General features: G+C 68.6%; 21 protein-coding genes. 12 read left to right on the top strand and 9 right to left on the bottom strand.

The window, feature by feature from the left end; translation table 11 throughout:
• Nucleotides 1-5 precede the first annotated feature (5 nt).
• Nucleotides 6-1154 (top strand): RNA polymerase sigma factor, encoded by a 1149-nt coding sequence (locus ACSDQ9_RS04970; RefSeq protein WP_435144935.1) that lies wholly within the window; start codon nt 6-8, stop codon nt 1152-1154.
• Nucleotides 1155-1252: 98 nt separating this feature from the next.
• On the opposite strand, the gene ACSDQ9_RS04965 is transcribed toward ACSDQ9_RS04970, so the two are convergent.
• The 3 genes from ACSDQ9_RS04965 to ACSDQ9_RS04955 form a co-directional block, all read right to left on the bottom strand.
• Nucleotides 1253-2137, bottom strand: a complete 885-nt coding sequence (locus tag ACSDQ9_RS04965) for a DUF559 domain-containing protein (RefSeq protein ID WP_435144374.1) — start codon at nt 2135-2137, stop codon at nt 1253-1255.
• Between the two features lie 91 nt (nt 2138-2228).
• A complete protein-coding gene (locus tag ACSDQ9_RS04960; RefSeq protein WP_435144372.1) occupies nt 2229-3128 on the bottom strand; it encodes a TIGR01777 family oxidoreductase in 900 nt (299 codons plus the stop codon).
• 1 nt (nt 3129) lies between these two features.
• Entirely contained in the window at nt 3130-4872 is a 1743-nt protein-coding gene (locus ACSDQ9_RS04955) for a pyruvate dehydrogenase (protein WP_435144370.1), read from the bottom strand.
• A 68-nt stretch (nt 4873-4940) separates the two neighbouring features.
• Between ACSDQ9_RS04955 and ACSDQ9_RS04950 the strand changes: the two genes are divergently transcribed.
• The 4 genes from ACSDQ9_RS04950 to ACSDQ9_RS04935 all read left to right on the top strand — a co-directional run bounded on the left by ACSDQ9_RS04950 (nt 4941) and on the right by ACSDQ9_RS04935 (nt 8060).
• Entirely contained in the window at nt 4941-5654 is a 714-nt protein-coding gene (locus tag ACSDQ9_RS04950; RefSeq protein WP_435144367.1) for a PIG-L deacetylase family protein, read from the top strand.
• A 31-nt stretch (nt 5655-5685) separates the two neighbouring features.
• Nucleotides 5686-6549, top strand: coding sequence for a phosphatase PAP2 family protein (locus ACSDQ9_RS04945; protein ID WP_435144364.1), 864 nt, complete (start codon nt 5686-5688; stop codon nt 6547-6549).
• 101 nt (nt 6550-6650) lie between these two features.
• Nucleotides 6651-7523, top strand: a complete 873-nt coding sequence (locus ACSDQ9_RS04940; protein ID WP_435144361.1) for a phytanoyl-CoA dioxygenase family protein — start codon at nt 6651-6653, stop codon at nt 7521-7523.
• A 48-nt stretch (nt 7524-7571) separates the two neighbouring features.
• Nucleotides 7572-8060: a glutathione peroxidase gene (locus tag ACSDQ9_RS04935; protein ID WP_435144358.1), complete on the top strand. Its 489-nt coding sequence runs from the start codon at nt 7572-7574 to the stop codon at nt 8058-8060.
• 15 nt (nt 8061-8075) lie between these two features.
• Here ACSDQ9_RS04935 and ACSDQ9_RS04930 read toward each other — a convergent pair whose 3' ends face one another.
• Nucleotides 8076-8708: a DUF4386 domain-containing protein gene (locus ACSDQ9_RS04930; protein WP_435144356.1), complete on the bottom strand. Its 633-nt coding sequence runs from the start codon at nt 8706-8708 to the stop codon at nt 8076-8078.
• A gap of 101 nt (nt 8709-8809) precedes the next feature.
• Between ACSDQ9_RS04930 and ACSDQ9_RS04925 the strand changes: the two genes are divergently transcribed.
• From ACSDQ9_RS04925 to ACSDQ9_RS04905, 5 genes are all read left to right on the top strand, one after another.
• Nucleotides 8810-9451, top strand: coding sequence for a TetR/AcrR family transcriptional regulator (locus ACSDQ9_RS04925; protein WP_435144354.1), 642 nt, complete (start codon nt 8810-8812; stop codon nt 9449-9451).
• 97 nt (nt 9452-9548) lie between these two features.
• Nucleotides 9549-10967 carry an HNH endonuclease signature motif containing protein gene (locus ACSDQ9_RS04920; protein WP_435144351.1) on the top strand — a complete coding sequence of 473 codons (1419 nt, stop codon included), beginning with the start codon at nt 9549-9551 and terminating at the stop codon, nt 10965-10967.
• Nucleotides 10968-11037: 70 nt separating this feature from the next.
• Complete coding sequence (locus ACSDQ9_RS04915) at nt 11038-14139, top strand: DUF3427 domain-containing protein (protein ID WP_435144348.1); 3102 nt, start codon at nt 11038-11040, stop codon at nt 14137-14139.
• 196 nt (nt 14140-14335) lie between these two features.
• Nucleotides 14336-15871 (top strand): FG-GAP-like repeat-containing protein, encoded by a 1536-nt coding sequence (locus ACSDQ9_RS04910; RefSeq protein ID WP_435144345.1) that lies wholly within the window; start codon nt 14336-14338, stop codon nt 15869-15871.
• Between the two features lie 70 nt (nt 15872-15941).
• On the top strand, nt 15942-16580 hold the full coding sequence (locus tag ACSDQ9_RS04905) for a TMEM175 family protein (protein ID WP_435144343.1): 639 nt from the start codon (nt 15942-15944) through the stop codon (nt 16578-16580).
• 27 nt (nt 16581-16607) lie between these two features.
• Here ACSDQ9_RS04905 and ACSDQ9_RS04900 read toward each other — a convergent pair whose 3' ends face one another.
• Together ACSDQ9_RS04900 and ACSDQ9_RS04895 are read right to left on the bottom strand one after the other, a co-directional pair.
• Entirely contained in the window at nt 16608-17519 is a 912-nt protein-coding gene (locus tag ACSDQ9_RS04900) for a dihydrodipicolinate synthase family protein (protein ID WP_435144340.1), read from the bottom strand.
• The gene (locus ACSDQ9_RS04895; RefSeq protein WP_435144337.1) at nt 17492-20404 is read right to left on the bottom strand and encodes a DUF3604 domain-containing protein; all 2913 of its coding nucleotides are present in this window, start codon (nt 20402-20404) and stop codon (nt 17492-17494) included. Before ACSDQ9_RS04895 ends, ACSDQ9_RS04900 begins: the two co-directional genes overlap by 28 nt.
• A gap of 81 nt (nt 20405-20485) precedes the next feature.
• Here ACSDQ9_RS04895 and ACSDQ9_RS04890 point away from each other — a divergent pair, with 81 nt between their 5' ends.
• Nucleotides 20486-21172 carry a Type 1 glutamine amidotransferase-like domain-containing protein gene (locus ACSDQ9_RS04890; RefSeq protein ID WP_435144334.1) on the top strand — a complete coding sequence of 229 codons (687 nt, stop codon included), beginning with the start codon at nt 20486-20488 and terminating at the stop codon, nt 21170-21172.
• A gap of 15 nt (nt 21173-21187) precedes the next feature.
• Here the strand turns inward: ACSDQ9_RS04890 and ACSDQ9_RS04885 are convergent, their stop codons facing one another.
• A complete protein-coding gene (locus ACSDQ9_RS04885) occupies nt 21188-23689 on the bottom strand; it encodes an ATP-dependent Clp protease ATP-binding subunit (RefSeq protein WP_435144332.1) in 2502 nt (833 codons plus the stop codon).
• A gap of 182 nt (nt 23690-23871) precedes the next feature.
• The gene (locus tag ACSDQ9_RS04880; protein WP_435144329.1) at nt 23872-24195 is read right to left on the bottom strand and encodes a histone-like nucleoid-structuring protein Lsr2; all 324 of its coding nucleotides are present in this window, start codon (nt 24193-24195) and stop codon (nt 23872-23874) included.
• 209 nt (nt 24196-24404) lie between these two features.
• Here ACSDQ9_RS04880 and ACSDQ9_RS04875 point away from each other — a divergent pair, with 209 nt between their 5' ends.
• Nucleotides 24405-25481, top strand: a complete 1077-nt coding sequence (locus ACSDQ9_RS04875; protein WP_435144326.1) for an NADH-quinone oxidoreductase subunit D-related protein — start codon at nt 24405-24407, stop codon at nt 25479-25481.
• 21 nt (nt 25482-25502) lie between these two features.
• On the opposite strand, the gene ACSDQ9_RS04870 is transcribed toward ACSDQ9_RS04875, so the two are convergent.
• Nucleotides 25503-26210: a hypothetical protein gene (locus ACSDQ9_RS04870; protein WP_435144323.1), complete on the bottom strand. Its 708-nt coding sequence runs from the start codon at nt 26208-26210 to the stop codon at nt 25503-25505.
• Nucleotides 26211-26220: the final 10 nt, after the last annotated feature.

Raw genomic sequence — 26220 nt, 5'->3', positions numbered from 1 at the left:
CCGACCTGGGCGTGGCATCGCTGCGGGAGCTCGTGCCCGCGGTGATCAGCGTCCTCGTGCGGCGCGGAGTCGACTTCGCGACCGCCGAGGACGCCACCCAGGAGGCGCTCATCAAAGCCCTCGACGCCTGGCCCGCCGACCCGCCGCGCGACCCGAAGGGGTGGCTGGTCACCGTGGCCTGGCGCTCGTTCCTCGACACCCTCAGATCGGACGACGCCCGCCGTCGCCGCGAGCAACGGGTCGACGCGGAGCCGGCAGCGGGTGAGGTCAGCGATGCGGACGAGACGCTGCGGCTCTACTTCCTGTGCGCGCATCCGTCGCTCACGCCCGCCTCGGCGGTGGCGCTCACCCTGCGCGCGGTGGGCGGGCTGACCACGCGGCAAATCGCCGAGGCCTACCTGGTGCCGGAGGCGACGATGGCCCAGCGAATCAGCCGGGCCAAGCGCACCGTGGCGGGGGTGAGGCTTGACCGGACCGGCGAGGTGGCGACGGTGCTGAAGGTGCTGTACCTGGTGTTCAACGAGGGCTACTCCGGCGACGTCGACCTGGCCGCCGAGGCGATCCGGCTGTCGCGGCAGTTGGCGGCGGCGCTGCCCCACCCCGAGGTCGAAGGGCTGTTGGCGCTGATGCTGCTGCACCACGCCAGGAGGCCCGCCCGGCTGGCGGCCGACGGGCAGCTGATTCCGCTGGCCGAGCAGGACCGGTCACTGTGGGAAACGGCCCTGATCACCGAGGGGGTGGAGGTGCTGCAGGGGGCCCTTGCTCGGCAGGAACTGGGGCAGGAACTGGGCGAGTACCAGGTGCAGGCGGCGATCGCGGCCCTGCACGCCGATGCCCCCAGTGCCGACGAGACCGACTGGGTGCAGATCGTGGAGTGGTACGACGAGCTGGTGCGGATCACCGACAGCCCGGTGGTGCGGCTCAACCGGGCCGTGGCCGTGGGTGAGGCCGATGGTCCGCAGGCGGGGCTGAAGGCCTTGTCACAGGTGGATTCATCGGTGCCGCGGTGGGTGGCGGCGAAGGCCCACCTCACCGAACGCGCTGGCGACCGGGAGGCAGCGGCCGAGTTGTACGCCCAGGCCTCGACCCTGGCCACCAGCCAGCGGGAGCGCCAGCACCTGGCCAAGCAGGCGGGGCGACTGCGCCGCACCTGACCGCGAGTGGTCAGACCGGACCGCTCCAAAAGTGTTCCCTGGCGACACGGATTGCATATTTCTGCAATCCGTGTCGCCAGCAGACGTTTTTGGAGCGGTCAGATGATCCACAACCCGCATTCCGTGCGCCGCAGGAAGGCCCTGACCTCGCGCACCACCGCCTCCGGTTCGTTCCTGAGTCGACGCGGGGTGACGTAGGCGACTCGCCAGCCGGCCCCCTCCAGTCGCAGATGTCGGCGATAGTCCATCTCGACGGCCCGCTCGGACGAGTGATGCAGCGTGCTGGCCACCTCGAGGATGCGGCGGGCCTGCACGAAGACGACGTCGCCGATGTAGGAACTCCCCTCCAGACGGATGCGATGATTCCCGGTCCACCCGCGAATGCCGTGCCCGCGCAGCAACTGGTGGGTCTCCAGCTCTGGGTGCGACCAGGGATTCGATCGGAGCTGGCGTGCCAGCGCCACCCAGCTCTTGCGGTGCCCGTGCGATGCGTCCTCGGCGGCGGCTCGGAGGTCCTCGGGGGTGAAGATACCTTCCCGTAGCCCGTGGAAGGCCAGGTCGAGGTCGCCGTGTTCGGCAGCCCACAGAGCACCGGCCGCCAGCCTCAGGGTGCGCGCGACCGTGTCGAACTGCACGGCTGCGTCGTTCCAGACCTCACGGGTGAGGCTCACGTGGCTCGGGGGCGTGAGGGTGAGCCGGAGCACCGAGGCGTCCACCCCCACGAGTGGTACAGCGGGCCAATGCGTGAGGCGCGCCGCCGATCGCACCAGCAGCACGGCGTCAGGTCGCCACAACAACAGAGCGCGGGTCAGGGCCAGTGGGTCGTCGGCCAAACCGGCATCCATCAGGATCCCGGGAAAGGGGCGCACGCACGCCCCCTTGGCCACGGCCCGCCTCGCCTGGTGCGCCAAGTGCGGCACCCTCGCCAGTCGAAGGCAGCCGCCCGCCCGCTCGAGCTCTCGCTGAAGTTCTGTGTCTCCCATGTGGGGACTGTGGTCGGCGAGGCCCGAATCGTCCCACGGGAGCTTTCAGGCTGTGGACAACTGTTGGACCCGTCTCGCCCCTGTGGACAACTCAGCGCACCCCGGCCCCCGCGAGCGCCTCGTCGATCGTCGCGTCGGTGAACGCGAACCCGTCACCCGCCAGCACCTCGGGCATCACCCGCTGCCCCGCCAGCATCGCATCGGCCACCATCTCCGACCCGAACACCAGCCGCGCCACCGGCAACGGCAGCGGCAGCCAGGTCGGCCGCCGGTAGGCCCGCCCCAGCGCCTTCGTCAGGTCGGCGTTGCGCACCGGCGCCGGACCCACCAGGTTCACCGGGCCGGCCACCTGCGAGGTGAGCAGATGTTCGGCCGCCCGACACCAATCGCGCAGCGAGATCCAACTGACCCACTGCCGCCCCGACCCGATCCGTCCGCCCAGGCCGAGCTTGTAGAACAGGGCCTGCTTGCCGATCAGCCCACCGGTGGCGGCGATCACGTGCCCCGTGCGCAGCGTCACCACGCGAACGTCCTCGGGCGCCTGGCCCGCCGACTGCTCCCAGTCCCGCACCAGGTGGGCGAGAAATCCTCGTCCGCCGGCGCTGGTCTCGGTGAGCACCTCGTCGCCGCGGTCGCCGTAGAAGCCGATGGCCGACCCCGACAGCAGCACCCGACACCGGCCCTCCTCACCCTGCTCAGACAGGGCGTTCACCACCGTCAGCGTCGTCGACAGCCGGGACGACCGCAGGTCGCGCTTGCGGGCGGCCGTCCACCGGGCCCCGGCGATTCCCGACCCGGCGAGGTTCACCACGGCGTCGACGTCGGCCAACCCCGGCGCCTCGATGCGGCCCGCGGCGAGGTCGATGCGGCGTTCGTCCGGTGAGACGGGCGCCGACCTGACCAGCCGCACCACCTCGTGCCCGCCGCGGCGCAGGTGCTGGGTGAGGGCGTGGCCGATCAGGCCGTGGCTTCCCGTGATGGCGATGCGCATGTCAGCGGGGGAGGTTGCGCAGGTTGGACTTGGCCATGGCGACGGCCTCGCCGGCGCCGCGGTTCAGCACGATCTTGCTCATCGCCGTCGCGAACCCGAACAGCTGCTCACCGCTCACCTCCGGCGGCACCGACAGTGCGTTCGGGTCGGTGATCACCTCGACGAGGCTCGGTCCGCGGTGCCTCAGCGCCCGGATGAGCGCCTCGCGCACGTCGCGGGGGTCGTCCACGCGCTCGGCCTGGAACCCGATCGCCTCGGCCACCTTGGAGTAGTCGACCATGGGCACGTCGGTGCCGAAGTCGGGCAGTCCGTCGACGAGCATCTCGAGCTTGACCATGCCCAGGGTGGAGTTGTTGAACACCACCACCGTGATCGGCAGGTCGTAGGCGGCCGCCGTCACCAACTCCCCCAGCAGCATCGACAGGCCACCGTCGCCCGACACCGAGACGACCTGTCGTCCGGGGAAGGCCACCGCCGCCCCGATCGCGTGCGGCAGGGCGTTGGCCATCGACCCGTGCAGGAACGAGCCGATCAGGCGGCGGCGTCCGTTGGGGTTGATGTAGCGGGCGGTCCAGACGTTGCACATGCCGGTGTCGGCGGTGAAGACGGCGTCGTCGTCGGCCAGCTCGTCGAGGATCGAGGCGACCCACTCGGGGTGGATCGGCTTGTGCTTCTCGACATTGCGCGTGTACGCCCCGACGGCCTTGGTCATCAGCTTCTCGTGGCGCTTCAGGGTCGCCTTCAGGAAGCGGTCGTTCTTCGGCTCCACCAGCGGCAGCACCGCGGCCACCGTGGCCAGCACGTCGGCGTGGATGGGCAGGTCGAGGCCGGTGCGTCGTCCGAGCACCTCGCCAGCCGCATCGACCTGCACGGTGGTGACGTCGGGCAGGAACTGCTCGTAGGGGAAGTCGGTGCCGAGCAGCAGCAGCAGGTCGGCCTCCTGCATGCCCTCGGCGGCCGCCCCGTAGCCGAGCAGCCCGGTCATGCCGACGTCGAAGGGGTTGTCGTACTGGATGTGGTCCTTGCCGCGCAGCGAGTGCCCGATCGGCGCGTTGAGCACGCGCGCCAGCTCGATCACCTCGTCGTGTGCGCCCTCGACTCCCGCGCCGGCGAAGATCGCCACCTTGCGCGCCTTGTTGATCATGGTCGCCAGCTGGCCCACGACCTCGTCCGACGGTACGAGAGACGGACGAGCCGCCGGCACCCACGTGGGCACCACTCCGGCGGCGTCCTCGTCGGCGAGGTCACCCGGGAGCGTGATGACCGACACCCCGCGCAACGAGACGGCGTGGCGGATCGCGGAGGCGACCACGCGCGGCGACTGCTTCGGCGAGCTGATCATCTCCGAGAAGACCGAGCACTCCGTGAACAGCCGGTCGGGGTGGGTCTCCTGGAAGTAGCCCAGGCCGATCTGCGGGCTGGGGATGTGCGAGGCGATCGCCAGCACTGGCGCGTGGCTGCGGTTGGCGTCGTAGAGGCCGTTGATGAGGTGCAGGTTGCCGGGTCCGCACGAGCCGGCGCAGACGGCGAGCTCGCCGGTCAGCTGGGCGTCCGCGGCGGCGGCGAACGCGGCCGCCTCCTCGTGGCGCACGTGGATCCAGTCGATGCCGCCCTTCTTCGATCCGCCGGTGCGGCGGACGGCGTCGACGATGGGGTTGAGCGAGTCGCCGACGATGCCGTAGATGCGGCGCACCCCGGCGTCGACGAGTTGCCCGACGAGTTGGTCTGCAAGCTTGGTCGCCATGGCGCCCACGCTACTCGCAGGTTCGCAGGGAACGCGCGGTCCGTTCGCCGACGGCCTACGCTCATGGCATGGCCATCGAATTGCTCACCGACGAGGTGAAGCGGGTGTTGTGCGTGGTCGCACACCCCGACGACGTCGAGTACGGCACCTCGGCTGCCGTCGCCCACTGGACGGCCCGTGGCGTCCACGTCGCCTACCTGCTGCTGACCCGTGGCGAGGCCGGCATGCAGCGCCACCCCGACGAGACGATTCCGGTGCGCGCCGAGGAGCAGCGCCGCGCCTGCGAGTCCGTCGGCGTCACCGACCTGACCATGCTCGACCACCGCGACGGTGTGCTCGAGTTCACCCTCGACCTGCGCCGCGACATCGCCCGCCACATTCGCCGCTTCCAGCCCGACACCGTGGTCACCGGCACCTGGGAGGTGGAGCCCGGGTGGGGCGGACTGAACCAGGCCGACCACCGGGTCGCCGGCCTGAGCGTGGTCGACGCGATCCCGGCCGCCGACAACCGCTGGATCTTCCCCGAGCTGATCGACGAGGGCCTCGAGCCCCACAAGGTCACCCGGCTGCTCGTCTCGGGCATGACCCCCACGGTCGCCGTCGAGGTGTCGCCCGACGAGATGGCCAAGGGCGTGAGGTCGCTGGAGTGCCACGAGGCCTACCTCGCCGACCTGCCTGACCACCCCACTCCGGCCGACTTCATCCCCGAGGTGTTGCGCGCCGAGGGCGCCGAGGCCGGCGTCGACCTGGCGGTCAGCTTCCGGCAATTCCTCTTCCGCTGACGGCACGTACTCCTGCGGCAGAATGGTCCGGGTGCAGCTGACCAACAGGCCCTTCGAGCAGTCCATCGGACGACGCGACCTCACCCACTGGCGCACCCCCGTGGGGCGGCTGCTGGCGCGGGCCGTCATGCGGGCGAGCCGGTGGACGACCTGGCGCTGGCTCTCTATCGTGCTCACCCTCGGCGGGGCGATGGTGGTGGGTTCGGCCGCCTACGCCGCGGCGGCCGTCTACGAGTCCGTCGAGGACGGGCGGGACGGGTTCGGGCCGTGGGATCGTCCATTGTTGACCTGGTCGGTGGACCATCGACCGGCCGACGTCGCGCGGGCGATCACGTGGTTCACGGCGATCGGGGGTCCGGTGGTGACGCCCGTGGTGGCCGTGGTGGTGCTGGCCGTGATGACCTGGCGCTGGCGCACGCCCACTCCGGCGGTGCTCGGCTTGCTGGCGGGGGTCGGTTCGCTGGCGATCACCATTGCCGGCAAGGCTGCCGTCGGACGAGACCGCCCTCCTCTGGCGGAGGCCGTGCCGCCCTACGAGCACTCGTTCAGTTTCCCCAGCGGCCACGCGACGAATGCCGTGGTGGTGGCGGGAATCATCGCCTACCTGCTGCTGACCCGGGCCACCCGGGCGAGCACGCGGGCGGTGATCGTCACCGTGGCGGTGCTGTACGCGCTGGGCATCGGGGCGAGCCGGGTGTATCTGGGGCATCACTGGGCCTCGGACGTGATGGCCGGCTGGGCGATCGGCGCGGCCTGGTTGGCGATGGTGATCACCGGGCATCGTCTGCATCTGACGCACCACCGCTACCACGCCGAGATCGCCGCGGGTGAGGATCCGCCTGCCCTGGAGCCCCGGTCGGGCGACGGCGAGTCGGGGATTCGTCCAGTTGGGTAGCCGGATGCTCCATGATTCGGCAGGTTGACGGGGCTAGCGTTGAAGGAACGGCAACGCCGCCAGACCCACGAACGAACCTTCACACCAGAACGACAGGGATCATGACTGACATATTGGAACAGCAGATCGTGCGGGGCATCTCGCAGACCGAGCTCGACCAGTTCAACCGCGACGGATTCACGATCGCCCGTGGCATGTTCGATGCCGACGAGGTCGAGCAGTTCCGCGCCCACTACATGGAGCTCAACGCCCAGGGCACCCACGACGGTGACTTCGCCGGCGTCGACGGCGGGGGCGAGTTCGACCCGCTGAAGAAGTACCCGCGCATGATCCACATGCACCGGTGGGACGACCTGTCCCGCGAGTTCCTGCTCGACCCGCGCGTGTTCGATGCGCTGAACACGCTGCTCGGCGCCGATCCGTACGCCGTGCAGACGATGCTCTACTTCAAGCCCCCGGGTGCCCGCGGCCAGGCCGTGCACCAGGACAACTTCTACCTGCGCGCCGAGCCGAGCACCTGTGCGGCGGCGTGGCTGGCGCTCGACGTCTGCGATGCCGACAACGGTGCCCTGATGATGGTGCCGGGCTCGCACACGTGGCCGCTGCTGTGCACCGTGAAGGCCGACACCACCGAGTCGTTCACCGACGTGACGGTGCCGCTGCCCGACGACGTGAAGCCGGTCGTCATGAACATGCAGCCCGGCGACATGCTGTTCTTCAACGGGCAGGTCGTGCACGGGTCGACGCCGAACACCACCGACGACCGCTTCCGCCGTTCGCTGATCGGGCACTACATCCAGGGTGACGCCGAGAAGGTGGCGAAGTTCTACTCGCCGATGCTGCGCCGTGACGGGTCGGAGTACTCCATCGAGATCGCCGAGGGTGGCGGCTCGTGCGGGGTGTGGGTCGACCGTGACGGTCAGCCGGTCATCGAGGAGCAGGGGCTCGAGGGCAACAAGCTCGAGCACGAGTGAGCCTCGATCACCGCTCCCAAGTGTCGGCCGCGCGCGTAGCCTCACCCCATGAGCCTCTACGACATTCCCCTCACCACCCTCGCGGGCGACCCGACCTCGCTGGGCGACTTCTCCGGACGGGTGCTGCTGCTGGTCAACGTCGCCTCGAAGTGCGGCCTGACTCCGCAGTACGCCACCCTCGAGAAGCTGCACGAGAGCAAGCACGCCGAGGGGCTCACGGTCGTCGGCTTCCCCTGCAACCAGTTCGGGGGGCAGGAGCCGGGCAGCGCCGAAGAGATCCAGGAGTTCTGCTCCGCGACCTACGGGGTCACCTTCCCGATGACCGAGAAGGTCGAGGTGAACGGCGAGGGCCGCCACCCGATCTACGAGATCCTCACCGAGACCCCCGATGCCGAGGGCGTCGCCGGCGACATCCAGTGGAACTTTGAGAAGTTCCTGGTGTCGCGCACGGGCGAGGTGGTGGCCCGCTTCCGCCCCGGCACCACCCCGGACGATCCGTCGCTCGTCGCCGCGGTCGATGCTGAACTGGCCAAGTAGGCCCCCCCGTGCGGGTCAGGTCGGGCGCCGCAGACCCCTCACCAGCAACCACACGGCCCACGAGATCTCCCACGCGAACACGGGAATCGCGGCCACGGCAACCTGAGAGAGACCGGCCAGTTGCAGCAGGTTGGCCAGTCCCACCAGCGGACCCCCGACGAGCCCCAGCAGCGGGATCCAGCGCGGCACCGCCCGACTGACCCACAGGTGCGCGGCCAGCAGCACCGTGTGCACGGGCACGATCAGCCCCGGCCCGACCAGGAACGTCCAGTCGTGCACGAGCCTGAGGGCCGCTACGACATCGGACGAAAGCCCCGGCGCGGCCGGGGTCGCCGGTGCGGCCACGATCGGCAGCAGCACGACGACGCCGACCAGGATGACCGACGCCTCGAGGGTGCGCAGGGCGAGGTAGCCGGCCGCGGTGGTCGGCGCCTGACGACGCAGCAAGGGGTAGAGCGTGATGCCGGTGCCGGTGACGGCCAGCGCCAGGACGATCTCGAGCACGGCTCCCCAGAGCACCGGCGTGCGGCCGGCGAGCGGAGCGGACGGCCCGGCGGTCGTGCCGTACAGGATCACCGCGGCAACCGAGGTGACGTGGGTGATGAGGTAGAGAACGCCCGCGAGGCGTTCGAGTTGGCGTGCTGACATGGGTCCCCCGAACCAGTGTGGTGTACGCCGTACACCTGCGGTGGATCCACGGTAGGTGTACGTTGTACACCACGTCAAGCAGTCTGTGTTGCAGGAGCCCCATGACCCCCTCGCGACGCGCGCCGCTCACCCGCGACGCCGTGCTTTCCGCGGCCATCGCCCTCGCCGACGCCGAGGGTCTGGACGCGGTCAGCATGCGCCGGCTCGCCGGGGAACTCGGCGTCGTCCCCATGGCCCTCTACAAGCACGTGGACGACAAGGACGATCTGGTCACCGGCATGGTCGACGCCGTGATCGAGGGTTACCAGGTGCCGGCAGGCTCGCCGACGGAGCCCTGGCAGGACGCCTTCACCGCGCGCGTGCGCGCCGCCCGGGCTGCCGTGCTGCAGCATGCGTGGCTTCGGCGGGCCATCGAGTCCCGGACCGTGCGCACCCCTGCCGTGCTCGGCTACATGGAGGCACTGACCTCGATCATGCTCGCCGGCGGACTGGGCGCCGACCTCGTCCATCACGCCATGCACGCGCTGGGCAATCGCATCTGGGGGTTCAGTCCCGAGTTGTTCAACGGCCCGGCACCCGCGCGGACGACGGCCCCGCAGCCCGATCCGGGCGACTATCCCGGCATCCTGGCTGTGTCTGCGGAGGCGCAGGCGCGCCGGCCGGGATTGGGCTGCGACGAGGATGCGGAGTTCGACTTCGCCCTGCGGTTGATCCTCGATGGGGTGAGCTCCCGGGTCGAGTAGGGAGCGAGGCGACCGCCTCGAGACCACTCCCCACACCCACCCATGTCACCCACCCGGGCCGACGAAAAATGTCAGAGGCGGTTGGCAGACTCAACACATGGAGGCGACCACCGACGACGGAACCGGCGCCCAGATGCGACGCAGCATTCTGGACGACGCCGTTGCCGCGTCCCTGCACAGGCGCCGGGCCGAGGCCGATGAGGTCTTCCACGCCCTGCGCTATGCGGAGGCTTTCGCCGCGATCGAGCCGTCGGACGCCACCCGCGAGGCGATGATTCAGATCGGGTCCGACGGCACGCCCGAGGTGCCCGAGTTCTGCCATCTGGAGTATGCGGCCCGGTTGGGCATGCGACCCGAGTCCGGCTTCTCGGCGCTGGTGGTCGCGCTCGACCTGGCCCATCGTCTGCCCGAGCTGCTGGCCCTCGTCGACACGCTCAGCATGCCGGTCTGGGTGGCGCGCAAGGTGGCCTTCGCCACGCGGGAGCTGTCATGGGAGCAGGCGCGCGGCGTGTCGGTGAAGCTCCAGAAGGAGTGGCCCCGCCTGTCGCCGAGTGCATTCCTCGCGACGGCCAAGGCGTTGGTCCTGGCCATCACGGCACCCCAGCGGCTGACGGACGAGGAGCAGGCCCTCGCGTCGCGATTCGTCTGGATCAGGCAGGAGGAGCACTTCGCCGACGTGTATGCGCGGGTGTCGAAGGCCGATGGGCTCTTCCTCGAGGCCCAGCTCAACCGGCTGGCGACCGAGCTTGGACGAGCCGGCGACGACAGCAGTCGCGACGTGCGCCGGTCGAAGGCGTTGGGCCTGCTCAGCTCGCCGGCGCGCAGTCTGCAGCTGCTACAGGGAGCGGTCGCTCGGGATCACGAGAATGAAGCCGCGGACGAGCTGCCGCTGGGGCTCGAGGACGAGGAGCAGCGCGAGTGCCCGTCCCGGGGGTTGCGCGGGCACGCGTGTGGCCAGGTGACCACCGATCCGGAGCTGTTGCTTCCGAAGGTGGAGCTCGTCGTGCACGTGTCCGAGGAGTCCATCAAGGACGAGGCCGGCGCCACCGTCGTGCGGACCTCGCACTGCGGCGCGCAGCTGGCGCAGACGGTCAAGCAGTGGCTCGGACACACGCGGGTGACCGTGAGGCCGGTGCTGGACACGGCGTCGATCATGCCGACCAGTGCGTACGAGGTTCCCGGACGCATGCGCGAGCTGATGGATCTGCGGAACCCGACGTCGGTGTTCCCCTACTCCACCCGAATCTCGCGCCGGCTCGACCAGGACCACACGAAACCCTGGTCGACGAGCGGACCGCCGGGGCAGACGAGACCGGACAACCTGGGTCCGTTGAGTCGTCGGGAGCATCGCGCCAAGACCTTCGGAGGCTGGCAGGTGACGCAGTCGCAGGGTGTGTTCGCGTGGGTGTCTCCGTTGGGGTACCGGTATGAGCGGCACTCCGATGCCACGTGGTTCGATGGGACGAATGAGACGTCCCGGGCGGAGGCGATGTTGATGAGGATCCTGCGGACGTGACCGGGGACCTTTGCCTTACTAAGGCGATCTCACGGGTGATTCTGTCGGCGTCCCCTGCCACACTATCCGCATGAACGGAGCTGAGCGCCCCGAGGGCCTTTACGACGAGCTTGTGACGTCGCGTGTCGAACGTGAGTTGGGGCGCCTGCTCGAACAGGCTGGTCTGCAGCCCAAGTACGAGGATGTCGGAAAGGCCGAAGCTCCTGCCTTCCTCGCTCATCACCTTCAGCAGCAGGCGATCGTCAGCCTGTCGGGGATGAAGGAATCCGAGCAGATTGCCGCCGTCAACCAAGCCCTGGACGCACTGCGGCGCGATGGCGAGTCCGTCCCGCACACGCTCAAGCGACTCCTTGCTTTGCGCTCAGCGGCCGGGGGGTTCGCCACTCATCCGGTCCTTCCCGTCGGCGAGCTGGCCCTGCTCACCAACGGCCCTGATGAGCCCTCGGTCGGGCACGAAATCAGGGGTGAGTTGGCGAGCTCCAATTCAGTCCGTCTCATCTGCGCCTTCATCAAGTGGTACGGGCTCAGGACTCTCGAGGGCCCCCTTCGAGCCATCGCGGACCGCGGTGTTCCCTTCAGGGTGATCACAACCACCTACCTGGGGTCCACGGATCGTACGGCTCTCGATCGCTTGGTCCGCGACTTCGGCGCCGAGGTCAAGGTTCACTACGAGATCGAGCGAACCCGGCTTCATGCCAAGGCCTGGATGTTCGAACGGGACACCGGTTACCACACGGCCTACGTGGGCAGCAGCAATCTTTCCAAGACGGCTCTGCTCGATGGAGTTGAATGGAACGTGCGGCTGACCGAGTCAGCCTCCCCCGCGCTGTTGCGAAAGTTCGACGCAACGTTCGAGTCGTACTGGAGCAACCCGGCGTTTGAGTCATACAACCCAGATACGGATGCCGAGCGCTTCGACCAGGCCATCGCCGAGGCCGGTGGACAGGGTCGCGATCGCGTCACACTGACTCTCTCTGGTCTCGAGGTGAGGCCCTACCCACATCAGGCGCAAATCCTCGAACTTCTGGCAGTCGAGCGCCACGTGCACGACCGACACCGCAACCTGGTGGTCGCAGCCACGGGCACCGGGAAGACCGTGATCGCTGCGCTGGACTATCGCAACCTCGCCGCGGAGGCCGGCACACGCCCGGGCCTGCTCTTTGTCGCTCACCGGCAAGAGATCCTGCTACAGGCGTTACGCACGTACCGCGAGGTGCTGAACGATGCTTCGTTCGGAGAGACCCTCGTCGCCGGGCAACGCCCCGAGCGCTGGGAGCATGTCTTCGCCTCGATCCAGAGCCTCAACAGCAAAGCGCTCGCCGAGATGGCGCCCGACGCCTTCGACATAGTTGTGGTCGACGAGTTCCACCACGCGGCCGCGAACAGCTACCGTCAGTTGCTGACCCAACTGACTCCGCAAGAGTTGCTCGGGCTCACCGCGACCCCGGAGCGCACGGACGGTCTCGACGTGCGAGAGTTCTTCGACGGTCGCACGGCGGCGGAGATCCGCCTCTGGGATGCGCTCGAAGCAGAGCTGCTGAGCCCCTTCCACTACTTCGGCGTCCACGACAACGTCGATCTGTCGAACATCGATTGGCGGCGAGGCAGCTACGACCAGGCATCACTCGACAACCTCTTCACGGGAAACGACGCTCGTGCACGGCTGGTGCTGAAGGAGCTGAGGGACAAGATCTCCAATCTGTCCCAGATGCGGGCCCTGGGGTTCTGCGCGGGGGTCAAACACGCGCATTACATGGCTCGAGTCTTCAACCAGGCGGGGGTTCCGGCGGCTGTCGCGCACGGAAACCTCACCGGACCGGAGCGGAAGCAGATCCTCGAAGATCTCATGGCGCGACGGATCAACATCATCTTTTCGGCGGACCTCTACAACGAGGGGGTCGACCTTCCAGACGTCGACACGGTCCTGTTCCTGCGCCCGACCGAGAGCGCCACGGTCTTCCTCCAGCAGCTCGGACGAGGCCTCCGCCGCACGATGGACAAGCCTGTACTCACCGTCTTGGACTTCGTGGGGCATCACAGAGCGGAGTTCCGGTACGACGAACGCTTCACGGCCGTCACCGGTATCCCGCGAGGCCGGTTGGCCAAGGAGGTGGAAGCCGGATTCCCGACCCTGCCGTCGGGCTGCCAGATCTTGCTCGATCGCAAGTCGCAGCAACTTGTCCTCGGAAACGTGAAGCGGCGGGTGACCGGGAGCCGCAGCCGTCTTCTGCAGGCACTTCGCCTCTCGTCAGCGACGACCCTGGCCGAATTCCTCGCCGAGCAAGGGCTCGAACTGTCCGACCTCATCGCCAAAGGACAGAACGGCGCCAAGCCCGGCTGGACGCGGCTCCAACGAGAGGCCGGGAAGGTCCTCCGACCCAAGGGTCCTCGCGAGGAGGATCTGCTCGCGCGCGTGGGAGCGTTTGCTCACGTTGACGACCACGACCGCTACCAGACCTATCGCTCCATCCTCACGGGAGATCTCGACTACGACACGCTCGCTCCCCGCGAGCAGGCGTTCGCCCGGATGCTCCTCTTCAACATCTGGCCAACCCTTCCTTTCCCCTCTTACGCTTCATCGCTGGCCGCGCTCAAGGTCGAGGAGTCGTTCCGCTCCGAGACCGTGGAAGTGCTCGACTACGTGTGGTCAGCCGTGCAGCACGAAGCCAAGCCGCTACCCAGGGGCCTTGCGTTCACGCCGCTGCGCTCTCATGCCCGGTACACGCGTGAAGAGTTGCTTCCCGCGCTCGACTACGCCAGCCTCTCCCGACTGCCAGGCAACTTCCGCGAGGGCGTGCTCTGGTCAGAATCGCTGAACACCGACGCCTTCTTGATCACGCTGAAGAAGGACGAGAAGCAGTTCTCGGCCACCACGATGTACCACGACTACGCCGTGTCAGCCACAGAGTTCCACTGGGAGAGCCAGGCAGGCACGAGCATCGCGTCTCGCACCGGTCAGAGGTATCTCAATCAGAATGCCGATGGAACCAACGTGGTGCTGTTCAGTCGCGTGACGGGTGCCAACGCCTTCGGAAAGGGCGCGCCATACACCTGCCTCGGGACGGCCCACTACCTCAGCCACCGTGGCGAGCGGCCCATCGCCATCAACTACCAACTCGATCGACCCATGCCCGCTGACGTATTCCACGAGGCCGGTGTCAGCGCCATCTGACTCGGTCGGCAAGACCTGCCGCGGAGCGCGCCTGCAAGGCTCCACGGGCCTGCGACTGGCCACCTGTAACGGCCCCGTCCAGGCGCTCGACAAACACTTCCCACAATTACCTTGCCCCCTATTCCCAACCGCCCAAGCGTGCCCCTACAGTGACTCGCGCACCACCTTCATGAGTCACCACCAGAAACGGACCCCGATGAAGCGCACCCTTGCCGGCCTCGTCACCGCTGCGGCCCTCGCCCTCGGCATGATCGCCCAACCCCTGCCCGCCGCCGCGGTCACTGTCAACGTTCCCGACGTCGAGTTGCGCGCTTGCATCAATGCCGAGTTGGGCAACCCCGAAGACGCGGCGATCACCGATGTCGCCATGCGGTCTATCACCACCCTGAGTTGCTGGGGAGAGTTCCGCTCCATCACCGGCCTGCAGTACGCCACCAACATCGAGGAACTTGACCTTGCCTTCGGCGCACTGTCGGGCGCCCTGACTTTGCCTCAGCAGTGGACGCGCCTGCGGACCCTCGATCTGTGGAGCAACGCCCTCACAAGCGTGACCGTGCCCAGTACGCTCACGAGCCTGCGCATGATCGACGTCTCTGATAATGAGCTGACGAGCTTCTCGCTGCCCACTAACCTCGCCCAGATTGAGGAGATCTACCTCGACAACAACAGCATCGGCAGCCTGCATCAGTTGAGCTGGCTTCCCCGCGAGGTTCTCGTGTCCGCCTACAACCAAACGGTCACGCTGCCGGCCTGGACGACGGGGAAGGCCTACCCACTGGTCAGCCGGAAGCGCGACGGCAGCAACACCACGCTGACTCTGCCAGCGGGGGTGACCCGCACCTCGTCAGGACTGGTCTACGCCAAGGCCGGCACCTTCTCCCTCAGCTTCCAGGGTGACGACACCAACTCCTTCAATACCGTGTTCAGCGGACGGTTCGTCCAAACGGTCACCGCCGCCCCCACCACTCCGACTCGCCGCGCTCTCGGCGACCACACCGGCGACGGAATCGCAGACGTCTATGGTGCGGACTCCGCCGGAAACCTGTTGCTCTACCGGGGCAGCACCAGTGGATCGTTCAGCCTCGTCGGCCAGCGGGGCACCGGCTGGCAGACCATCAGTTACCTCACTCAGGTCGCCGACATGAACGGGGACGGCTGGTCAGACCTGCTGGCCCGCAAGCGAGCCGACAACACCCTGTGGGTGTACACGGCGGGTGCCAACGGCACGATCACTGGTTCTCGCCAGATCGGCAACGGGTGGGGAATCATGGACCAGATCATTCCCGCAGGGAACCTGGCAGGTGGTTCAACGCAGTACCTGCTCGCGCGAGAGACGAGCACCGGTTACCTGTACCGCTACACGTTCTCGAATGGCGCCCTCAGCAACAAGACCAAGATCGGATACGGGTGGAACACCATCCGTCAGTTCCTGAGCGTCGGCGACTTCACTGGCGACGGCCGCTCTGACGTGCTCGGAATCGACATGGCAGGCCAGCTGTGGGTGTACGCCGGCACAACCTCGGGCACGCTAGGCACCCGTCGGCAGGTTGGCTACGGCTGGGGTACCTTCACGCAGGCATTCTCTCCTGGTGATGTCACCGGCGACGGCCGACCCGACCTGATCGGCAGGTCGAGCGCGGGCGTCGTGTATGTCTACGCCAACCGCATGGGCAGTTGGGGTACCAAGCGCCAGGTGATGTACGGAACCCAGTCCTTCCTGCTCCTCGCCTGAGGGACTACGCCCCCGGTGCCTTAGCCTGAACAAGCGGTCGCCCGGGCCGTCAACGAGCCATCGGAGGAACATGCCCCAGCAGTCCGACACCGACACTGAGCCCTTCGAGCGCGACCCCCAGGCCGACCGCCTGATCGCCTTCACCGACGCCGCCGTTGCCATCGCTCTCACCCTGCTGGTGCTCCCCCTGATGGAGGCCGTCGCCGACCCGGAAGAGACCGACCTGGTCGCCTGGCTCCAAGGCCAGTGGCCGCGCATCTTCGCGTTCGTGATGTCGTTCGCCTTGGTCGCGGTCTACTGGTCGATGCACCACTCGGCCATGAAGCTGGTGCGCCGCTTCGAGGGCCGCATGCTGGTCGCCAACTTCCTGTGGCTGTTCGCGATCGTGATCCTGCCCGTCACGAGCACCGTCAGCATCGCCTTCGAGAACTCACCCCTGCAGGCCGCCATCTACGTCGGCGACCTGCTGCTCATCGTGATCGCCCTCGCCTGGATCGAGATCGAGACCATGCGCCACCCCGAAGTCGAGACCAGCAACCCCCAACAAGTGGGTCGTCTGGCAGCCACCGCAGCCTCGGCACTGCTGTTGGTGCTCGCCTGGGTGATCATCGTCACCACCCCGCTGGGCTACCTCGGCATGCTGACGCTGTGCCTGATCGGCCCCCTGCAGCGCGTCCTGAAGCCCGTCATCGGCAAGGTCATGCGCTGACCCCGACCACCGACCGGCACCGGCCACTCAGCCGCCGAAGTGCTTCCCCACCAGCTCCACCAGGGCGGCGACATCCTCGTCCGACCCCGATCGGTACGGCGCTCTGACCCCCAACGGGAACCCGGGCAGCAACCCCGCCGACGTGGCGATCTTCGCCAACGCCGGCGACGACACTTTCGGACGAGCCGCCCGCCACTCCCGCAGGAACACCTCCATGGCGAGACGCAACCGCACCGCCTCGTCCCAGTCGCGTCGCTCGCACGCCTCCCACAGCGCCAGCGACACCCGGGGCACCAGGTTGGCGTGGAAGCTGTAGAACCCGACCGCCCCGAACTGCGCCCCGGGCACGATCTGGTGGTCGACCACGAAGTGCGCGAGATCGGGAGCGCCGTCGACGATGTCGATCAGCTGCGAGACGTCGCCCCCGGTCGTCTTGGTGCCGACCAACGTGGGGCACGCCTCGACCAGCCGCCGGTACTGGGCGCCGAGCAGGAACCGCCCCGACGTGGCGATGTTGTAGTGCACCACCCCGACCTCGGGCACCTCCTGGGCGAGACCGCCGAAGAAGTCGACCACCTCGTCGTCCGACAGCGGAATCCACCCGGGCAACGCCACCTGCACCACCCGAATGCCGGCATCGGACGCGAACCTGGCCCGCCGCACCACCGCCGACGTGTGCGAGGCCGTGCACCCCGCCTGCACCGCCAACCCGGTCTCGGCACTCGCCGCGGCCAGCGCCTCGGTCAACTCGTCGAAGGCCCGATCATCGAGCACGTGCAGTTCCCCGTCGGTACCGGCGGTGTAGGCACCGTGCAACCCCGCGTCGGCATACCGGTGGACGAGCTCCCGCACCATCGCCTGGTCGACGTGCTCCCCCTGCCACGGGATCGGCAGCGCCGCCCACACGCCCTTCATTCGAGCCAGACCGGACTCGACCATGCCATCTCTCCATCCACCCTTGTCACTCGCGTGTAGTACCAGCAGCCCGAACGCGCCGGCACCGGAACGGACGAGGCCCACGTGCTCGCCCCGAGCCCATCCAGACCACCCGACCCACGCCGTACCGCCAGCTCGCCGGCGTCTCGTCCGTCGGTCAGCACCCCGGCATCGGCACCACGCAGGTCACCCAGCCGGAACACCACCCGTCGACCGGCCGCCTCGACCGTGACCTCGGTCTCGTCGGGCCCTTCGATGGTCGCCCCGAGCACGATCACCCCAGGCGCCCCCCACACCCCGGCATAGGGATCGGGCAGGGCGGCCTCCCAGACCACCCGGTGGTCGTCCACGCTCGCGACCACCACCGGCCAGTGGCCCGCCGGCACGACCCGTCCCGGCGCCTCGACGGTGAGCGATCCCGACCACAACCGCGGACCGTCCTGGGCCGACCACAGGCGCACGTCGACGGGCACACCGGCACCACCATCGCGAGAACTGGCGACGATCGCGCCGCCCGATCCGCCGACATCGCTGATGAGTTCGACCGCGGCCAACTCGACCCCGGCCCCATCGCCCCCGAACCTCACCACCCCCTGATCAACCTCGAGCGTCGGCACGATGCCGCGGCGGGTGGCAGCGAAGCAGCGCCGATCGTCAAGGGCCCGCATCACCCCACCCCGCGTCAGCTCATCGGTGCGCACCCCGAGGTAGGCAGCCCCGTTGCGGTGGTCATTGCTGGCGATGAACCCCAGCCTGCGCCCCGCCGCCAGCCCGTCGGCGACCGTCGACCGGGGCGCCACCGCATCGTGGTGCTGCCGCGGGCACCAGTCCGACTCATACGACCCCGTGGCCGACTGGAACACCTCGACGAGCCGCACGAAACGATCGTGGTGATAGGTCCAGTCGGTCGAGTACGGCAGCGCCGCCGGGTGGTGCGGAATGGTCAGCACCGTGCCCTCCACCTCACGCTCGAGCGTCTCCCACAGCCGCGGAGGGGTGTCAGTCCTGGGGTCGGACGACGCCAGCAGCGGCGCGCTGTCGGCATCGAAGACGACGTTCACGTGCCCTGCGGTGAACGACGTCCACTCGTAGGCCAGCAGCGGAACGTGATGCCCCGGCCGCAGATGCGCGTTCGCCAGCGTCTGCAGCTGGTGCCACGACGCGTCGGAGGTGTTCTCGGAATGATCGGTGAGCGCCCAGAAGTCCAGACCCAGCACGTCCTGCGCCAACCGATGATGATCGGCGGTCGAGATGTCGAGCCCCGCGGCACACCGCGAGATGTTCGAGTGCCGATGCAGGTCGCCCCAGACGATGCCGTCGGTTCCGATGCCGTCGGTTGGGGGCACGGACGACCCAAGCCCCTGACCACTTGGCCCTCGCCCACCCTGTCCGGCTGCGGGGGCTGCCGGCAGCGGGACGAGCACCGCCTCGGGCTCGGCGACCGGCCTCACCTCGGTGAGCAGCATCGCCCCGGTGCCGCGGTGACCACCGGTGCCCATCCGGTCGAGGCTGGGCAGGGCGGTCCGGTCGCGGCTGGTGCTCGGCTCGTCCGGACGCTCGAACATGGTCAGCAGGCGATCGCGGTAGCGCTCGTCCGCGTGCACGATGGCCACCCCGCCGGGTGTCGAGGCGACGGCGAAGCCCTCGTCGCCGGCCCCGGAGTGGGGCACGAGCGAGGGCCCCGACCACCCGTCGACCCCGAGGGTGCGCACCACCAGGTGGGTGACGAAGTTGCGCAGCGGCAGTTGCCGCATGGTGCGGTGCACGAGCACCAGACCGCCGTCTGGAGTGCACGCCAGCCGCGGATGGGTGGCCGCGGCCTGCTCGACGACCGGGACTCCGGCGGGCGCCCCCCACCCCGAGCCGTCGTCCGCGCGGGCGACGACGGCGATGCGGGTGCTGATGGAGTAGCCACGGCTGGGCAGGTGCACGCCCGAGCCGCGCAGCCGTTCGGTGGGGGTCGAGGCGGTCGGGCCACTCAGCCCCAGCCCGGCGTGGTCGATCAGGTCGCAGACGATCCACAACCGGCCGCTGGCATCGACGCAGGCGCTGGGGTGCAGCGCCTGTCCCGTGCCGCTTTCGCCAGGACCGTCGGTTGGCAGTGGGACCCGCTCGGCCGGCAGCCACCGCCCGCCCCGCGACCCCCCGGACTCGAACCGGCGAACCAGGGGCACGAACCGCCGCCCGCCGGCCTCGGACACGGCGGCCACCCAGACCAGCCACAGCCCGGAGTCATCGGCAACCAGGCAGGGGTCCCAGGAGTTCTCGGTCGTCAGCGTGAGCGACAGCGGCTCGCTCCAGCCCGAACCGGGCCCGCCGGCTCGCACGTGGTGCACCAGCACCCAGTGACCGTCGTGGTTCTCCTGAGTGACGACGTGCAGCCGACCCTCGCGGTCGACGGCGGCGGTGGGATGAATCGCGTGCTCGCGCCCGACCCGTTCAGCCGCGGCCGACACATCGTCCAGATCGGTGACCTCGACCACCCACTCACCCGACCGTTGCAACGACCCCACTCGCCACCGACCGGCCAGCACCGGCGCCAGTTCGGGTCGATCGGTGCCGCCACCGGCGAAGGTCAGCCAGTCGGTGCGCAGCCCGCCGTCGGCACTCCACGAGACCGCCGGGGAGTGGGCGGTGAGTTCCCCGGTCAGCGGCCGCTGGACGAGCGCGAGCCCGTCCCCGGCGAGGTCGTCCGCGGCGGGTTCCGCGGCAGCGGCCTCGAGGGTGGCGCAGGCATCGAGGGCGGCGGCTCGTCCGGCCTCGTCGACCGTGAACAGGTTCAGGGGCACCAACCGCTGGGCGGCGGCATCGAGCTCGGCGCTGGCGCGGCCCTCGTCGAGCGCCGTCAGGTAGGCGTGCAGGGCGGTGCGCAACGAGGCCAGCAACATTTCCTCAGCCTATCCACACGGAACGCCGTTCCACGTGGAAATCGTCGGGCGGACTCCCCTCCGCCGTGACAGGGTGACCCCATGCGTCTGTACCTCTCCAGCTACCAGCTCGGACGACCCGCCCACCTCTTCGCGGGGCTGGTCACGGGCGAGCGGCGGGGGTGGCTCGTGCAGAACGCTCTCGACGGTCAGGACGAGCACCGCCGACGCGACGACGCGGGACTGCAGCGACGGGCCCTGGCCGCCCTCGGGCTCGAGGCCGAGGTGCTCGACCTGCGCCGGCACGACCCCTCGACCATCGACCAGGCGGTCGGCGAGCCCGACTTCGTGTGGGTGCGCGGCGGCAACGTGTTCACGCTGCGGATGGCGATGGCGCGCTCGGGATTCGACCGCTGGGTCGTCGACGCGTTGGCCGACGACCGGTTCGTCTACGCCGGCTTCAGCGCCGGCCCGTGCGTGCTGGCCCCCAGTCTGCGCGGGTTCGAGCACTGCGACCCGGTGGAACCGTGCGTCGCCGAGTACGGCGAGGTGCGCTTCGACGGGCTGGGCGTGCTCGACCGCCCGATCGTGCCCCATCTCGACTCACCCGACCACCCCGAGACCGAGTTGCTCGGCGAGGTGGCCCGCCGGTTCGACGCCGTGGGCCAGCCGTACTTCGCCCTGCGCGACGGCGAGGCCCTGGTGTTCGGAGAAGGCGTGTTCGGAGAAGGCGTGCCCGGAGACGCCGAAGGGCGCGACCCCCGTGGGAGTCGCGCCCTTCGTTCGTGACGTCTCAGGCGACGATCAGGCCTGGCCGTCCATCGCCAACTCGGCGGTGTCAGGCACCTCGGCCTTCGGGTTGCCCGTGAACGAGAACGGCAGTTCGTCGCCCTCGGGGGCCACGTCGACCACGACGACCTCGCCCGACTTCAGCTCGCCGAACAGGATCTTCTCGGCCAGCACGTCTTCGACATCGCGCTGCAGAGCACGACGCAGCGGACGCGCACCCATCACGGGGTCGAAACCGCGCTTGGCGATCAGGGTCTTGGCGGCGGGCGTGAGCTCGATGCCCATGTCCTTGTCCTTCAGGCGACCCTCGATCTGGGCCACCATCAGGTCAACGATCCGCTCGATGTCTTCCTGCGAGAGCTGGTGGAAGACGACGATCTCGTCGACACGGTTGAGGAACTCGGGGCGGAAGTGCTGCTTGAGCTCATCGGCCACCTTGGCCTTCATCTTCTCGTAGCTCGACTCCGTGTCACCGCGACCCGAGAAGCCCAGGTTCACGGCCTTCGAGATGTCGCGGGTACCCAGGTTCGTCGTCATGACGATGACGGTGTTCTTGAAGTCGACCACTCGTCCCTGCGCATCGGTGAGGCGACCCTCGTCGAGAATCTGCAGCAGCGAGTTGAAGATGTCGGGGTGGGCCTTCTCGATCTCGTCGAACAGCACCACCGAGAACGGCTTGCGGCGCACCTTCTCGGTGAGCTGCCCACCCTCTTCGTAGCCCACATAGCCGGGAGGCGAACCGAACATCCGCGAAGCGGTGTGCTTCTCGGAGTACTCCGACATGTCGAGGGTGATCAGCGCGTCCTCGTCACCGAACAGGAACTCGGTGAGCGCCTTGGTCAGCTCGGTCTTTCCGACACCCGAGGGGCCGGCGAAGATGAACGAGCCCGACGGACGCTTCGGATCCTTCAGACCCGCACGCGTGCGCCGAATGGAACGCGAGAGCGCCTTCACGGCATCGTGCTGACCGATGTAGCGCTTGCCCAGTTCCTCCTCCATGTGGAGCAGGCGAGCCGACTCCTCCTCGGTGAGCTTGAACACCGGAATACCGGTCGCGGACGAGAGCACCTCGGCGATCTCTTCCTCACCCACCTCGGCCGGAACCGAGTCGTCACCGGCGCGCCATTCCTCCTCGGCCTTCTCGCGCTGCTTGGCGAGCTTCTGCTCGTCGTCACGCAGCCCGGCGGCCCGCTCGAAGTCCTGCGCGTCGATCGCGGCCTCCTTCTCGAGGCGCACGGCGGCGATCTTGTCGTCGAACTCGCGCAGGTCGGGCGGAGCAGTCATGCGCTTGATGCGCAGTCGGGCACCGGCCTCGTCGATCAGGTCGATCGCCTTGTCGGGCAGGAAGCGGTCCTGGATGTAGCGGTCGGCCAGGTTGGCGGCCGCCGACAGGGCCTCGTCGGTGATGGTGATGCGGTGGTGCGCCTCGTAGCGGTCACGCAGACCCTTGAGAATGTCGATCGTCATCGCGATCGACGGCTCGGCCACCTGGATCGGCTGGAAACGACGCTCGAGCGCCGCATCCTTCTCGATGTTCTTGCGGTACTCGTCGAGCGTGGTCGCGCCGATGGTCTGCAGCTCGCCACGGGCCAGCATCGGCTTCAGGATGCTCGCCGCGTCGATCGCGCCCTCGGCCGCACCCGCACCCACCAGGGTGTGGATCTCGTCGATGAACAGCATGATGTCGCCGCGGGTCTTGATCTCCTTCAGCACCTTCTTCAGGCGCTCCTCGAAATCACCGCGGTAGCGGGAACCGGCCACGAGCGCACCCAAGTCGAGGGTGTAGATCTGCTTGTCGCGCAGCGTCTCGGGCACGTCGCCCCGGACGATGGCCTGGCTCAGCCCTTCGACGACGGCGGTCTTGCCGACACCGGGCTCACCGATCAGCACCGGGTTGTTCTTGGTGCGACGGCTGAGCACGGTCATCACGCGCTCGATCTCCTTCTCGCGCCCGATCACCGGGTCGAGCTTGCTCTCGCGCGCCGCCTGGGTGAGGTTTCGGCCGAACTGATCGAGCACGGTGCCCGACGTCGGCGACGGCCCGGTCTCGGGCGCACCCGAGGTCGCGGCCTCCTTGCCCTGGTAGCCAGACAGCAGCTGCAGCACGGTGTTGCGCACGCGGTTCTGCTCGGCGCCGAGCTTGATCAGCACCTGCGCCGCCACGCCCTCACCCTCGCGCACCAGCCCGAGCAGGATGTGCTCGGTGCCGATGTAGGAGTGGTTCATCTGCAGCGCCTCGCGCAGCGACAGCTCCAGCACCTTCTTGGCGCGGGGGGTGAACGGAATGTGGGCCGAGGGCGCGGTCTGCCCCGGGCCGATCATCTCTTCGACCTGCTCGCGCACGGCCTCGAGCGAGATGTCCATCTGGTCGAGCGCCTTGGCAGCCACCCCGTCGCCCTCATGGATGAGGCCGAGCAGGATGTGCTCGGTGCCGATGTAGTTGTGGTTGAGCAACTTGGCTTCGTCCTGCGCCAGCACGATCACGCGCCGTGCCCGGTCAGTGAATCGCTCGAACATGAATCTCCTTCGTTGGTGAATCCACCAGTGGATCCAGTGTAGTGAGCGCCCCTGTCAGTCCCCAGCTTCCCTCATCTGCTGAGAGCACAACAGTGTGCCAGACACGACGAAACCCCTCACCGCAGGGCGGCGAGGGGTTTCGGGGACGATGTCCGAGCCGGACGATGGTGGGGACTGGGCGATCAGTGGGCCCGGTCGTAGGCTTCCTTGACCTCGGCGGGCACGCGGCCGCGGTCGGAGACCTTCATGCCCTGGCTGCGGGCCCACTCGCGGACCTCGCTGGTCGAGCCGGCGCCGCGGCGAGGGCCACGGGTCCGTCCGCCGGCAACACGGGCCTTCTTGCGAGCGTGCGAAACCCACGGCGCCACGGCATCGCGGAACTTCTTGGCATTCGCCTGGTTGAGGTCGATCTCGTAGGACGTTCCGTCGAACACGAAGGAGATCGTCTCTTCGGCGGGAGTGCCGTCGATGTCATCCTCGAGCACCACGTGGACTCTCTGGGCCATAGAGGTTCCTCTCATTGGGGGTCAGCTGTGCCGGTTGGCACGACAACTCTTGCAAATAAAGTGCCCACCATTCAAGTTCTTGTCATGAAATATTCAGGCAAGCCACGCAGACGAACGTGGGTGATTTGTCCATGGCATGGACGATGATCGTCCATGGTGCCCCACCCGGCGGCGGGCGGACACCCCACTGCCAGTGACAGACTGCCCCCATGGTGTACCTCGAACTCGGCTCTCTCGCCCAGGCCGGCGGACCCGATCCCGATCGGGTGGTGACAGATCTGGGACCCGAACATCCCACCCGGGCCGGCCTGGTGCGCATCGCGGTCGAACTCGACCACCAAGGGCTCATCACCCAGGTCGACATCCAGCCGGGATTTCTCCACCGCGGCGCTGAAAAGCTCTTCGAGGTGCGCGACTACCGACAGGTGCTGATGCTGGCCGATCGCCACGATTGGCAGGCGCCATTCTTCGGCGAACTGGGGGTGGCACTGGCCTGCGAGAACCTGCTCGGACTCGCTCCCCCCGCCCGGGCGACGGTGCTGCGCACACTGCTGGCCGAGGTCGCCCGCATTCATTCCCATCTGGGGTTCTGCACCTTCGTGCCATTCCACCAGCGACGCGACGACCTCGCCTCACTCGTGCGCCGCGCCCGCGACGAGACCCGCACCCTGATGCTGGCCTGGACGGGCAATCGGCTGCACCCGATGCTCAACCGCCTGGGGGGCCTGGCGACCGACGCCCCCGAGGGCTGGTTCGACCGCCTCGACGCCTGGCTGGTTCTGGTGGACGAGACCACGCGCGCCCTGGCCGAGGCCGTCGGCGACGAACAGTGGCGGGCCGACACCGCGGTCGGCACCCTCACTCGCGAGGTGGCCGCCGGCTACGGCGTGACCGGCCCCGCGGCCCGATCGGCGCTGGGCAACGGCGGCACCGGAACCACCACCGCCCGCTTCGACGAGTGGGTGCGCGAACTGGGGCAGTCGTCCGCGCAGGTACGTCGGTCGGCCGACGAGGCACGGACGACCACCGGCCCGGTCAACGTGCCCCTGTCGAAGATCATCAAGCTGCCCGACGCCGAGGCGTGGACCGAGATCGAGGCCCCGCAGGGCATCGCCGGGTTCCACCTGGTCTCGCGCGGCGGCACCACCCCGTGGCGGCTGGCGCTGCGCACGCCGACGTTCGCCAACGTGAACGTGCTGCACGCACTGCTGGTGGGGTGCCGCCTCGATCAGGTCGGCATCGTGGTCGCCGGCCTGGGCTGGACGATCGGCGACCTCGACAAGTGAGGCCGCTCAGGCTCTGACAGCTCAGATGGCCTCGCGACGCGCGGCGCGACCGCCTGCCACCCGACCGCTGGCGAGCAGTGCGACGTCGAGCGCATCGAAGTCGACGCTGGTCGGGTGCTCACCGTTGGTCCACAGCTCGGCGGCCGTGGGCAGCTTCTCGGCCAGCGTCTTGCGGGCGATGCCGCGGCTGGGCAGGGTGACGACCTCGGACTCGTCGGCGGCCAGGGCCTCGGCGTGCTCGAGGCGCTGCTGCAGTTCGACCAGCACGGCCTCCCGCTCGGCCAGCGAGGCCTGCAGGTCGGCGATGGTCTGAGCCTTGGCAATGGCCTCGGCGCGGGCCGAGACGAGGTTGCCGCGCACCGTCGACAGTTCCTGCTGCAGCCCGGCCATGGTGCCGCGCAGGTCGTCGACCTGGGTGGCGTGGGCGAGGTATCGGGTCTTGAAGGTGTTGATGAGTTCCATCGACTCGGCGTGGTGGGCGCGGTCGGCGGTGGTGCGGGCGAGCCGCTCGGCCTTCAACTCGGTGCGGTGCACCACGTCCATGCGGGCCAACTCACGGAAGGCGAACCAGACCGACCCGACGGCACCGAGCACGGCAAGCACCAGTCCGAGACGGACGATCCAGATGGGCCCGAAGGCACACGCCACGGCGACGACGCTCGCGGCGATCAGCACGGCGAGAGCGGACTTGCGCTCCCTCGACATGTTGGCTTGATGCTTGGCACTCACGGGTCACATG

Origin of the sequence: Aestuariimicrobium soli (assembly GCF_051192575.1) — a bacterium.
GTDB classification, from domain to species: Bacteria; Actinomycetota; Actinomycetes; order Propionibacteriales; family Propionibacteriaceae; genus Aestuariimicrobium; species Aestuariimicrobium soli.
This window is presented reverse-complemented; position numbering and strand designations above follow the sequence as displayed.